Genomic DNA, 12,173 nt, shown 5'->3' with positions numbered 1-12,173 from the left:
ACATCTCACTTAGATATTAATCATTTAATGTTAACTCATTGACTAATATCCGTGAGACACACTCAAAGTAGCATTACTCGTAACTTTGCATAATTGAATGGTACATATTAATAAACTCATCACTAGCGAGATCTTCTGGTGTAACAGGCAAGCCACGTTGAGCAAAGACACCTAACCTTTCTTCTAACTCTTCGCCAGCTCTAAGTTCGCCAGTGTAAAATGCCGCAGAACGGATAAAGTCGAGATAAGTCACTTTTTCAGGTAAATAATGAAGATCAGCCCAACGCTCAACCACTTCCATCACCTCTGGGGCAAAGTCCCACGTTTTTAATACCGCACGGCCAATCGGCCCCTGCATTTTACGGACTAAACTGCGTAGGTCATCAATTCGGCCAAACAACTCTGGGTGAACTTCTGCCTCGGTTAATACTGGTAAAGCACCAATATTGTGCACCAAACCAGCAAGAGTAAGCGTATCACGATCTAATTTTTTAGTAGGATGACGTTTGTTATACATTTCAAGCATTGCACAAGATGAAGCCGTCACTTCAATAGAGGTTTTCCATACCTCATCCATCACTTCCCACACCATTTCGTTGGTTGAGATAAAGAGCTGCTCCATCGCAACTGACGTGGTAATAGATTTGATTTGCACTAAACCAATGCGACTCACCGCAGCATTAATGCTTTCTGCTTTATTGCCACGAGAATACAAAGCACTGTTAGCGACTTTAATAATACGGGCTGAAATAGCGGCATCTTGCCCAATGATGTCGGCTACTTGTTTGAGGCTTGAATCTTGACGAGACACCACTTCTTGAACACGCATGGCCACTTCAGGTAATGTTGGTAAAACTAAAGCATCATCTTTGAGCTTTTTTAATAGTCCAACCAAGAGTTGATGTTCCGTAGACATGGGTTCTCCATAAATAAATAGTCTCTAATGCTGGATTATATACCCAAACCGATAACGTTTGCGATTACTCAACTGACGACAACTCAATTATTTATATCTTCCTGTTCTGATTTATCAGTCATAAATCCCTTTGATGTAATAAAAATACAACCAACCTCACAAATACCAAGGCTATATTTGTCCTCGCTAATATCCTTAAGTAAGCTTCGGCCCTTTCATCACACAATGTTCTATTAGGTCGAAAAACATGTTTAAACCTGAATTATTATCTCCCGCTGGTACGCTTAAAAATATGCGTTACGCCTTTGCTTATGGTGCTGATGCCGTTTACGCAGGCCAACCTCGTTATAGCTTACGAGTTAGAAATAATGATTTCAAAATGGAGGCTCTTGCCAGCGGTATTGAAGAGGCTCACGCCCTAGGTAAGAAATTATATGTTGTCAGTAATATTGCCCCACATAATGCCAAACTAAAAACCTATATTAAAGACATGGAGCCGGTGATTGCGATGAAACCCGATGCGGTGATCATGTCAGATCCTGGGCTTATTATGATGGTACGCGAAACATTTCCAGATCAAGTCGTTCACTTATCGGTTCAAGCGAATGCGATTAACTGGGCATCGGTTAAATTCTGGCAACAACAAGGCATCAAGCGAGTCATTTTATCTCGTGAGTTATCATTGGATGAAATTGAAGAAATTCGCCAACGTTGCCCCGATATTGAATTAGAAGTGTTTGTTCATGGCGCACTGTGCATGGCTTATTCAGGCCGTTGTTTACTCTCTGGTTACATGAATAAACGCGACCCTAATCAGGGAACCTGTACCAATGCATGTCGTTGGAAATACGATGTGCACCCAGCAGAGCAAACCGAGACCGGCGATATAATCCCTGTTGCCCCAACCGTTCAATTTGAAAACCCAACGCTGGGTTCTGGCCAACCCAGTAGCGACATAGTGCTACTGCAAGAAGCTGGTCGTCCTGGCGAGTATATGCCCGCTTTTGAAGATGAGCATGGCACTTATATTATGAATTCAAAAGATTTGCGCGCTATTCAACATGTGGATCGCTTAACCAAAATGGGCGTTGATTCATTAAAAATTGAAGGTCGCACTAAGTCCTTTTACTATGTTGCGCGCACGGCACAATTATATCGCCAAGCCATTGAAGATGCCGCTGCTGGCAAAGACTTTGATCGTACGTTGATGAGTAATCTTCAAGGACTTGCGCACCGAGGTTATACCGAAGGATTTTTGCGTCGTCACGTGCATGACGAATATCAAAACTATCAATATGGCCACTCGGTAAGTGATAGCCAGCAATTTGTTGGTGAGTTTACCGGTAAACGAAATACTGAGGGTTTGGCTGAAATTGATGTTAAAAATAAATTTTCAGTTGGCGACAGTGTTGAAATAATGACAACTGAAGGTAATTTTGTTATCACTATTGAATCGTTAATTAATCGCAAAGGCGAATCGATTGACTCTGCTTTAGGCTCAGGCCATTTTGTGTTTCTAGCGCTTCCAGCAGATATTAATATCGACAAAGCCATGTTAATGCGTAATTTACCTGAGGGAATGGATACACGAAACCCTCATCAACCAGCTTAAATTAAGGTTTTTATGGCACTAATCATTGACGATAGCTGTATCAATTGTGATATGTGCGAACCCGAATGTCCTAACGAAGCCATTACTATGGGTGAAGAGGTGTATGAAATCGATCCTTCGTTGTGCACCGAATGTGTTGGTCATTACGACAAGCCGACTTGCGCGTCTGTTTGCCCTATCGATTGTATCGACCCCGACCCTAAACATGTCGAGTCACATGATGCGCTATTACTAAAATACTCTGCACTCACTGGCAATGTGTAACCTCAGGATTGAGCAACTAAGAGCTTATATTTAGTGTCTAGTATTTAGTATTTAGTACCTAGCATCTGCAAAAACGGCGCTTAATGCGCCGATTTTTAGAGTCAAATAACACCATAACTATTCACTGGCTGTTAATGTTTGTAATACTTTTGCCAGTTGCTCAATGCCGATCCGAGCGGGTTTGGGTAAGCTATCTAACTCTATAGACAACAATAAATTTTTAACCTCTAACCCCAACTCTGTATCCCCTTCTATACGTAATTTACGCTGAAAAAACAGCGTGTCGGGATCTTCTTTACCTGCTGCAACCAAAATTAGCTCAGGCACATTGGCACTTAATGTCACATCAGGCTGAGTAAAAGCACGCACTCGTAGTTGTTGTTCGACACCCACCTCAAAACGCAAACCAATATCATCAACACAAATGCCTACCCACTTTTGTTTGAGAAAATGGAGTTCATCTGCCTTCAATTGTTCCGCTAACACTAAATTAAGCAGTTTATTGATGACGATTATTTTTAACGCTTCCGGCATCAAGTTTAGCGAGCGACGGCTTACTTGAGGCGCAAAATGTAACAAGTGCGCCGATAATTGTTGTGTAAATGCTTGTGCCATCGAGAGTACCTACTTGCAAATAGAACCAATAATCAAGTGAGTTTACTGGCAATTTATCTAACGAAACCTGTTTTAAATCAAATCATGTTAACTCAATCACATTTACACTCCTGTTCTTTGAAAAAAATGAGAACACCAACATGGAACTCTTATGCCCTGCAGGTAACTTAGCGTCACTCAAAGCCGCTCTTAACGCTGGCGCTGATGCGGTTTACCTCGGACTAAAAGATGACACTAATGCGCGCTCGTTTGCAGGACTAAACTTTTCTGCAGTACAACTAGCACAAGCGACAAAACTGGCCCAAAGCCAAGGGCGAAAGGTATTTTTAACCTTAAACACTTTTCCCAAACCCGGTGAAGAACACCGCTGGTATCAGGCCGTTGATTTAGCCGCACAATTAGAAATGGATGCCCTCATCGTAGCTGATTTATCATTACTCGATTATGCCCACCAGCATTATCCCCACCTTCCGTTGCATTTATCAGTACAAGCCAGCGCCACAAACTTAGGGGCTCTATCATTTTATCAACAAGCTTTTAATATCGAACGAGCAGTATTGCCACGAGTATTGTCCATTAAACAGGTTCGAGACTTAGCTAAAGTGAGCCCTGTTGAGCTTGAAGTATTTGCTTTTGGTAGTTTATGTATCATGGCTGAAGGACGTTGCCATTTATCATCATATGTAACAGGACAATCCCCTAATACAGGCGGTTCGTGCTCACCTGCTAACCATGTGCGTTGGCAAGATTCTGGCAGCGATAAATTGACCCGACTCAATAATGTATTAATTGATAAAGCTGAAGCTAACCAACAACTGGGTTATCCGGTGGTCTGTAAAGGCCGTTATGTTGCCGAATACGATCATGATGCAAAGTATTTATTGGAGTCACCTACCAGTTTAAACACCTTAAGCTTGTTACCCGAGCTCGCCCAAGCGGGAATTAAATCACTTAAAATAGAAGGACGTCAGCGAAGCCCTGCTTACGTCAGCCAAGTCACCCACGTTTGGCGTAGCGCTATCGACACTTATTTAGCCAGCCCCGAGTCTTTTTGCGAGCAACCGCAATGGTCGCAAGCGTTAGCAAAAGTATCCGAAGGACAAATAACTACATTGGGCGCTTATGAGCGTCAATGGCAATAAGGTTTTACTATGAAAATATCTCTCGCTCCAATTAGTTACTGCTGGTCAAAATCTGACGTTGAACACTTTTATCAGCAAGTAGCATTGAGTAACATCGATACCGTTTATTTAGGTGAAACCGTATGCAGCCGTCGCCGCGAACTGAAGTTTAACGACTATCTAGATCTCGCCAATATGCTTAAGTCTCATGGCAAACACGTGGTGTTATCAACCATGGCTTTGATAGAGGCGCAATCTGAACTTAATGAACTGAAACGAGCTATTGATAATGGTGATTTCAGTATTGAAGCTAATGACATGGCTGCGGTACATTATGCGCACCAAGCGAAAGTCCCCTTTGTGTGTGGGCCAACAATCAATAATTATAATCGGACCAGCCTTGATTTATTGCACCAAAAAGGGATGTATCGTTTTGTCATGCCTTGTGAATTATCACAGAAGTGGTTAAACACCGTCATCAACCAGGGTGATAAACCCGCTTTTGAAATAGAGGTGCTCGGTCACGGCTATTTGCCTTTAGCACATTCTGCACGCTGTTTTACCGCAAAACATTACCAATTGCCAAAAGATAAGTGTCAAACTATTTGCCAACGCCATAGCAAAGGCTTACTGGCTCAAACTCAAGAGTCACAACCCTTACTCCGCTTAAATGGCATTCAAACTCAATCTGCGGCGCAGGTAAACCTGATTAACCAAATTCCACAAATGATAGACATGGGAATTGATTATTGGCGTATATCACCCAATAAATTAACCGATGTAGCCATGGGTTCAGAACTTGCTCATGTATTAGCGCAAATAACAGAGGATCCATTTAATAGTAAGGCGCTAATCACAAAACAGTTTAACGACAATAAACAGGCATCGATTATCAATCATCATTGCAATGGCTATTGGTTAGGGTTACCGGGCATGGACTATTCCCTTGAGCCAAATACTCCAGCGGGATAACGTTACAAACGCTATTTGATAGCCATTAATAAAAGTGGTCATGAACCGTAATCATATCCATGTTTATTAATGGCATACAAACCATAAAAAAGTGCCAAAGCCAAAGAGAGCACACTTCCGCAACAAAATATTAACCAACTGATTAAATTAGATTTTAACGATATACTCCGACACTTTCTTAAAGTAAATATCTACTCACATTTAACTAATATCTATTCGGTTAAGTTATCATTTTACATACTGCAAATAAGGGGGTAACCTTGCCTACCCAAAAAAAACAACTGAATGGACATTCAATTTCGGTCCATAATAAACAGTTGGGTAGCACAGCTGGCCAACTTAGAACACATAAGTAAGGTGTATTTAACGTGACACATAAAAAACATAGCATTAAAACAATTCTCACCTTTATTATTCCGTCACTGATTGGCTTGCTACTGTTTATGACGCCTATCAATGTCGAAGGTTCGATTACCATTCCGATTGCAATCATCTCAAAAGCATTGCAAAGCCAAATGGGCAGTTCGATTCAGCTTATTATGACCTGCATAGTGGTACTAATGGCATTGGCCTCATTACTCACTCAACTCATTAATCCTAAATTCGTTCGTAAAAGTATTTTTTTACGCACACTGCTGAAAGTAAATTTATTTTGGTTAGCGGTGCGAATTCTAGGCGCAATCTTTATCGTCATGGTTTATTGGCAAGTGGGACCCGAAGCGATTATTTCATCTGCAACCGGTGGCTTGGTTCTGAATGATTTAGTACCAGTACTATTTTCAGTATTTATTTTTGCTGGCATGTTATTACCGTTATTGCTCAATTTTGGTTTATTAGAATTTTTTGGCACGTTATTAACCAAAGTTATGCGTCCAATATTCAATTTACCTGGTCGCAGTGCTATTGACTGTATGGCATCTTGGTTAGGTGATGGTAGTGTGGGCATTTTAATGACCACCAAACAATACGAAACTCGTTTCTATACTGCACGTGAAGCTGCTGTTATTGGCACAACCTTTTCTGCCGTGTCAATAACCTTTAGCTTAGTGGTGATATCACAAGTCAAACTTGAGCACTTATTTGTGCCATTTTATCTGACTGTGTGTTTAGCAGGGTTTATTGCCGCAATCATAGTCCCTAAACTACCGCCATTATCATGGAAGAAAGATCTGTATATCGATGATACTCCTCGCCATGAAGATGACGAAACAATCCCAGCCAGTCATGGCGTATTTTCGTGGGGATTTGAACAAGCAATGCAACGGGCATCTTCTGCTGGTGGCATTAAGCATGTGCTAACTGAAGGAATTAAAAACGTTGTCGATATGATATTCGGGGTGATCCCTGTTGTTATGGCTATTGGTACCGTCGCATTAGTGTTGGCTGAACATACACCTATTTTTAATTACTTAGGTATGCCATTTATTCCGCTATTGGAACTGCTGCATATTCCAGAAGCTACCGAAGCCTCGAAAACGATTGTGGTGGGATTTGCCGATATGTTTATTCCATCGATTTTGGCCAGCTCTATAGAATCTGATTTGACCCGCTTTGTTATTGCGGCATTATCAGTTACTCAGCTTATTTATATGAGTGAAGTAGGTGCTCTTTTAATTGGTAGTAAAATCCCGGTTAACTTTTTTGAGCTATTCGTTATCTTCATTCTACGAACCTTAGTGACACTGCCTGTAATTGCATTAATGGGCCATTTACTCATTTAGTTGAAGTCAGAAGATAAACAACTCAATATCACTAAGGAGCGCAATGCGCTCCTTTTTTTAGACTAAATATTCTCAGCGTAATCGAGATAAATCGAGTATGCTTAAACAATAAACACTGACTTTGTGTCATTGCGATATTGATTACTAAGGGCAAACTATGGATGACAGACGTAAATTTTCTCGTATTTTTTTTGCAGCCAGTGCTCATCTTGCGCAAACAGAACAAACTTGGCGCACTAAAATTTTAGATTTAAGTCTTAATGGTGCATTAGTAGAATTGCCATCTGGGTATACAGGTCAGCTCAATAGCATTTTAACTTTGGAGTTTGTGTTACCCGACTCTGACATTGAACTGAAAATGGAAGCGGCAATTGTCCATAAAACCCCAGAACACCTTGGCTTAAAGTGTACTCACATTGATGTTGACAGCATTACCCATCTTCGCCGAATTATTGAATTGAATATGGGTGATCCAGAGCTATTAAATCGTGAGTTGACCTCTTTAATCACTTCAGCGCCTTAAACAGCCGACATAACAAGTTAAGATGCAAAAAAGGTAAGTCAATGACTTACCTTTTTTATGTACAAATTTTGCTTTTTATCACCCGAGGCTTAATTAATTAGTTCAAGCAGCTCATGGATAGTTTTCACAGGGATAACTTTTGCCCCTAGCCCTTCCATGGTTTTGTGATAATTACGGAATGGGATAAAAATCTCTGTAAAACCATGCTGCGCAGCTTCTTTGACTCTCGGCACACCACTATCAATTGGGCGCACATCGCCATTCAAACTCAACTCCCCCATAATACAAGTGGTTCTAGGCACGACAAAGTCATTTAAACTGCTCAGTAATGCCGTAACAAGCGCTAGATCGATGCAGGTTTCCGACTCATCAATTTTTAAACCGCCCACTATATTAAAAAACGTATCATGAAAAATTTTGGTTTTAGTATGCTTACGTAAAATACCGGTTAGCATTTTAATCCGATTCATGTTTAATCCCACACACACACGTTGTGGAAACTCAGATTCAGTCTCGGTGGTTAAACATTGTATTTCCAACAGTAAATTACGGTTACCTTTACGAATACAAGTGATAGTCGAGCCTGGCGATTCAGTGGTTGAGCCCGACAAAAATATTTCACTAGGGTTATCAACACTGATCATACCGCGTTCACTCATGCGGAATATCCCCACGGTATCAACATCACCAAAACGGTTTTTATTAGCGCGTAAGGTACGAATTTGTCCATCGTTGGTGTCGATATGTAGCAATGAATCTACGATATGAACCAAGGTTTGCGGGCCTGCTATTTCGTTATTTTTATTCACATGAGCAATAATGAACATGGTGACATTATTTTTCTTACAATATTGAGTAAACGCTTGAGCCGCTGTTTTAACTTGTGAAGGCGACCCTGGACTGCCATTGGCTGCATCGGTGACAACCGCTTGAATAGAGTCGATGACAGCAAACTTGATTTGCTTAGCTTCTAATTCCTCAATAATGGCTTCTACACTGGTTTCAGACAGCAAAAATAAATTATCTTCGTTGTAATTAAGCTTTAAACGATTAACACGGTTTTTGAACTGAGATAATGACTCTTCTGCAGTACAGTACAGTGAAGCCATAGATTGTGACATCCGAGCGACCAAATCGGATAGTAATGTTGTTTTACCAGCACCTGGGTCGCCAGAAATAATATTCACCGATCCTGTCGTCAAACCGCCACTTAGTACCCTATCTAACTCACCGATTTCAGTGAGTCTTTTCTCGGCATCTTCTGACTCAACTTCACTGAGTTTTTTAGAGCCGCCACCCACTGCACCAGCGTATCCCAATACAGATGATCGTGAAGTTGAACTCTTTGAGGCTGACAATTTCATTTCTACCAAAGAATTCCACGCACCACAACGACACTGTCCCTGCCAACGCGGATAATCAAGGCCACAATCGTCACAAACAAATGCCATTTTTGGAGCTTTTGCCATGTTAGTTCCTATGTTGTAAATCAATTAGTACTTTATGCTTGATGTTATTCGGCTTAAGAATCAATAAACCATCATTGTTAACACATTTTCTTTATCACCTAAACCTAACATCGGTCGAATCAAAATGACGATTTAGGCAACACATAAGTATAATAATAACAACGATCTTTAGTCAGAGTCTTGCCAACGATTAAAATATTGTCCACACTCATGTAAACAAACTGTAAAAAAGCAATAAACTAACGTTACATCAATACAGCATTGCTATTAATACGCTATGTTAATCTTCGTTTCGAGGGTATTAACAACGATATCATTTGTGCATTCCTATCGAACAACATTGAAATGTATATTACTATAAAGATCAGCGCTTTCTTGCCGATAAAATTATCAGCCAGACTCACAATAAGCATTTAAAACGATAAAAATAATGAGTTTAGATAACCACAGGGCATTAATAGAACAACTGAAACCGTTGATCATGGAACCTGATTTTCAGGACGTATTTGAACAGTTAACAGTTGATGAATCGAATTCAACCCGTTTTCTATTGAAAATGGAGCTAAATCGCATCTCATCTTTGTGCACGCGAATTATCGATTTACGAGATAAAACAGAACTGCCATGTGAAGAAGTTGTCGTCGCCAATCAAAGATATTTCCTAGACGAGCCCGCTAAAGAAGCCTTGCTACAAGCACTACCATTATACCGTAACAAATATACCTTAGGTGTGTACGAGCACGTTATAAAAGCGCATAAACTTCGACGTCTTAAACTCAGAGAGAATGTTTCAGTTGAGGTCATTGACGAGGAAAATCCCTTTTTGGTGCCTGGTGTTGTGCTTGGCAGTTATTTTAATCGCTGTGAAGAACGAATGAATTATAGCATTCGAATTATGGTTTCTCAGCAAGGAATAACCGAAGTCAGTGGTGCAACGCTAGATTTATCTGTCGGTGGAGCTCGCATTAAGCTGCCGTTAAAGCATCATTTAGACCAAGACAAACCTTTACTGGTAAAACTACTCGAACTCAGTGATGAATTTTATCTCGATGATCTAAAACATGGTGTTGAATATCAAATAGTGGATATTCAAAACAAAGATGATAGTGCTGTTTTTAGATTGAAAAGACTAGGTGGCGGAGAAGCATTAGACAGCTTGTTATCACAGCTTATCCGTGGCTATAAGTTTCGTTATAAAGTAGATGTCAACGACGTCATTGTTACCGCTACCGGGTTAGGTTATGAGCGACATTACTTACCTCTGTTAACACATTTACCTCTGTTCGTTTCCATCATTGAAGGTAAACCACTCATAAACTACGAATTATTGGGTAGAGGTAACAAACCAATCCAACATTATTTTCAAGATGAAAATGAAATTAGTCAGTTACCGAGTTTTATTAATACTAGACGTTTAACCCAAATGCTCAAAAACATTGATAATAGTGAGCATTGTTATTTATTCAGTTTTATTCATAACTCTAACGGTAAATTACATTTTTATTCTGCCACTTTAGCGGAGCTAAAAGCGACCAAAAATATTCATCTGTTTTTGGGTTTTGCGTCTACCAAAACAAGTTGGCGCGTATTTAAAATTGTAATGCAACCTATTGATCATAGCAAAAACTACAAAACGTCCACTTTACCGGGGGATGATGCACGTTATGCTGCCCTCACTGAGCAACAATTAGCTCAATTTAGTCATACTTTACAACTTATTGATTTAACCAACGAGGAAGCTCGTAAAGACTATCAATGCTGGTTTGATCAATCTGATGTGAATGGCTTAAAGATATTCTCCCAAGCAAAAATAAAACAACACAGCATCAAAAAAGTATCAATGCCATTTAGTGAGCGGCGCCATGAGGCTCGATTCATTTTTAAAACCTTAATCACAATTCAACAAGGTGACAAACAGGCCACTGGTATTACCCATGATATTTCGAGTCGAGGTTTACAACTGACGTTAGAGAAATCGGCTAACTTCAACGAACCTGGAGCAGTCACATTATCATTTCCACGCCTGCAAGCCGCTGCGGGTAAAACTAATTTATCAAATTTACCTTACCAGTTAATTCGCAGCAGGATGAATGGTGTGACTTTACATTTGAGCGCCATCATAGGTCACTCCCCGCATGAAGGTGTAGAGTTTTTAAGTAAATTGATTGCTCACAATAAACAAAAACTCGAGCAGTTATCAGATAATGAAGGCCAGAAAAAAGAACTGGCTGATGGCATGAAAAACCTTGTGATGCGCCAATTACCAGGAGTGCCATATTTTATTGAAAAAACAGTAAAAGCGGCTCAAATGGCTTACATAGGTATTGGCACAACCACAGATGAAATAAGCCATTTATTTGCTCAAGACAGCGATAAAGTACTGCAATACAATTTAAAACCACTACTGGACAACAATGTATTAAAACAACACATCATAGATCCTATCAAGTTAATGAAACCGACTCATGGTATGGCCTTTTTTGAAGTGTTTATGCAACTCACCCGTCACCCTAGAGGTGCAGTACAGATCCAATGTAAACTTAAATCTGAACTGGGTAATAGAGAACAACAAATTCAATTTATTACTCAAAGTAAAAAAGTGGGTCGCTTCATGGCGTTAAGGGTGTATATAGGAGCAACTGACAAGCCCGATATGAGCTATATTCGACGCGAGCTAGAATATATCCACATACATGCTAATCACCGTGCAAAGCAATTAGAAGAGCAATTGTGGAGAGTTATCGGTTCAGGTGAGCTATTAGATATTACTACTGAAGTTGAAATCCGTTTTCCAAGCTTAATGACACTAGCCTAAGTAATCTTTCAATAACCGCTAATTATAATTAAAAATAGCATAAATCGATGATCTGAATTTATTTCAAAACTGCATTTTTACTAACCAAAGATTGGCTAACCAAAGAATAGATTAATAACCACGTACTATTTATCTACAGCTAACT

10 protein-coding genes are annotated in these 12,173 nt (G+C 40.0%); 7 read left to right on the top strand and 3 right to left on the bottom strand.

Annotated features, from left to right (window positions below):
* Positions 1 to 73 precede the first annotated feature (73 nt).
* On the bottom strand, positions 74 to 916 hold the full coding sequence (locus tag H5181_RS03600; RefSeq protein ID WP_011636497.1) for an HDOD domain-containing protein: 843 nt from the start codon (positions 914 to 916) through the stop codon (positions 74 to 76).
* Between the two features lie 247 nt (positions 917 to 1,163).
* Between H5181_RS03600 and yegQ the strand changes: the two genes are divergently transcribed.
* Positions 1,164 to 2,528 carry a tRNA 5-hydroxyuridine modification protein YegQ gene (gene yegQ / locus H5181_RS03595; RefSeq protein WP_182750244.1) on the top strand — a complete coding sequence of 455 codons (1,365 nt, stop codon included), beginning with the start codon at positions 1,164 to 1,166 and terminating at the stop codon, positions 2,526 to 2,528.
* A 12-nt stretch (positions 2,529 to 2,540) separates the two neighbouring features.
* Positions 2,541 to 2,792, top strand: coding sequence for a YfhL family 4Fe-4S dicluster ferredoxin (locus H5181_RS03590; RefSeq protein WP_182750243.1), 252 nt, complete (start codon positions 2,541 to 2,543; stop codon positions 2,790 to 2,792).
* A gap of 117 nt (positions 2,793 to 2,909) precedes the next feature.
* Here the strand turns inward: H5181_RS03590 and H5181_RS03585 are convergent, their stop codons facing one another.
* Positions 2,910 to 3,407 carry an SCP2 domain-containing protein gene (locus H5181_RS03585; protein WP_011636489.1) on the bottom strand — a complete coding sequence of 166 codons (498 nt, stop codon included), beginning with the start codon at positions 3,405 to 3,407 and terminating at the stop codon, positions 2,910 to 2,912.
* A gap of 140 nt (positions 3,408 to 3,547) precedes the next feature.
* Here H5181_RS03585 and H5181_RS03580 point away from each other — a divergent pair, with 140 nt between their 5' ends.
* The 4 genes from H5181_RS03580 to H5181_RS03565 all read left to right on the top strand — a co-directional run bounded on the left by H5181_RS03580 (position 3,548) and on the right by H5181_RS03565 (position 7,744).
* The gene (locus H5181_RS03580; protein WP_011636488.1) at positions 3,548 to 4,549 is read left to right on the top strand and encodes a peptidase U32 family protein; all 1,002 of its coding nucleotides are present in this window, start codon (positions 3,548 to 3,550) and stop codon (positions 4,547 to 4,549) included.
* Positions 4,550 to 4,558: 9 nt separating this feature from the next.
* Positions 4,559 to 5,500 carry a U32 family peptidase gene (locus tag H5181_RS03575; RefSeq protein WP_102035933.1) on the top strand — a complete coding sequence of 314 codons (942 nt, stop codon included), beginning with the start codon at positions 4,559 to 4,561 and terminating at the stop codon, positions 5,498 to 5,500.
* Positions 5,501 to 5,943: 443 nt separating this feature from the next.
* Positions 5,944 to 7,221 carry a YjiH family protein gene (locus H5181_RS03570; RefSeq protein WP_259396933.1) on the top strand — a complete coding sequence of 426 codons (1,278 nt, stop codon included), beginning with the start codon at positions 5,944 to 5,946 and terminating at the stop codon, positions 7,219 to 7,221.
* Positions 7,222 to 7,378: 157 nt separating this feature from the next.
* A complete protein-coding gene (locus tag H5181_RS03565) occupies positions 7,379 to 7,744 on the top strand; it encodes a PilZ domain-containing protein (RefSeq protein WP_102035935.1) in 366 nt (121 codons plus the stop codon).
* A gap of 89 nt (positions 7,745 to 7,833) precedes the next feature.
* Here the strand turns inward: H5181_RS03565 and radA are convergent, their stop codons facing one another.
* Positions 7,834 to 9,213, bottom strand: a complete 1,380-nt coding sequence (radA, locus tag H5181_RS03560) for a DNA repair protein RadA (protein ID WP_182750242.1) — start codon at positions 9,211 to 9,213, stop codon at positions 7,834 to 7,836.
* Between the two features lie 430 nt (positions 9,214 to 9,643).
* Between radA and H5181_RS03555 the strand changes: the two genes are divergently transcribed.
* Positions 9,644 to 12,028 (top strand): PilZ domain-containing protein, encoded by a 2,385-nt coding sequence (locus H5181_RS03555; protein WP_011636483.1) that lies wholly within the window; start codon positions 9,644 to 9,646, stop codon positions 12,026 to 12,028.
* Positions 12,029 to 12,173: the final 145 nt, after the last annotated feature.

The organism is Shewanella sp. SG44-2 (assembly GCF_014164215.1).
Taxonomy (GTDB): domain Bacteria; phylum Pseudomonadota; class Gammaproteobacteria; order Enterobacterales; family Shewanellaceae; genus Shewanella; species Shewanella frigidimarina.
This window is presented reverse-complemented; position numbering and strand designations above follow the sequence as displayed.

What these genes read in the sequence shown, in the direction of transcription:
- H5181_RS03575 (WP_102035933.1), top strand. Translation starts at nt 4,559, where the DNA reads ATGAAAATATCTCTCGCTCCAATTAGTTACTGCTGGTCAAAATCTGAC.
- H5181_RS03565 (WP_102035935.1), top strand. Translation starts at nt 7,379, where the DNA reads ATGGATGACAGACGTAAATTTTCTCGTATTTTTTTTGCAGCCAGTGCT.
- H5181_RS03580 (WP_011636488.1), top strand. Translation starts at nt 3,548, where the DNA reads ATGGAACTCTTATGCCCTGCAGGTAACTTAGCGTCACTCAAAGCCGCT.
- H5181_RS03555 (WP_011636483.1), top strand. Translation starts at nt 9,644, where the DNA reads ATGAGTTTAGATAACCACAGGGCATTAATAGAACAACTGAAACCGTTG.
- H5181_RS03600 (WP_011636497.1), bottom strand. Translation starts at nt 916, where the DNA reads ATGTCTACGGAACATCAACTCTTGGTTGGACTATTAAAAAAGCTCAAA.
- H5181_RS03585 (WP_011636489.1), bottom strand. Translation starts at nt 3,407, where the DNA reads ATGGCACAAGCATTTACACAACAATTATCGGCGCACTTGTTACATTTT.
- yegQ (WP_182750244.1), top strand. Translation starts at nt 1,164, where the DNA reads ATGTTTAAACCTGAATTATTATCTCCCGCTGGTACGCTTAAAAATATG.
- H5181_RS03590 (WP_182750243.1), top strand. Translation starts at nt 2,541, where the DNA reads ATGGCACTAATCATTGACGATAGCTGTATCAATTGTGATATGTGCGAA.
- H5181_RS03570 (WP_259396933.1), top strand. Translation starts at nt 5,944, where the DNA reads ATGACGCCTATCAATGTCGAAGGTTCGATTACCATTCCGATTGCAATC.
- radA (WP_182750242.1), bottom strand. Translation starts at nt 9,213, where the DNA reads ATGGCAAAAGCTCCAAAAATGGCATTTGTTTGTGACGATTGTGGCCTT.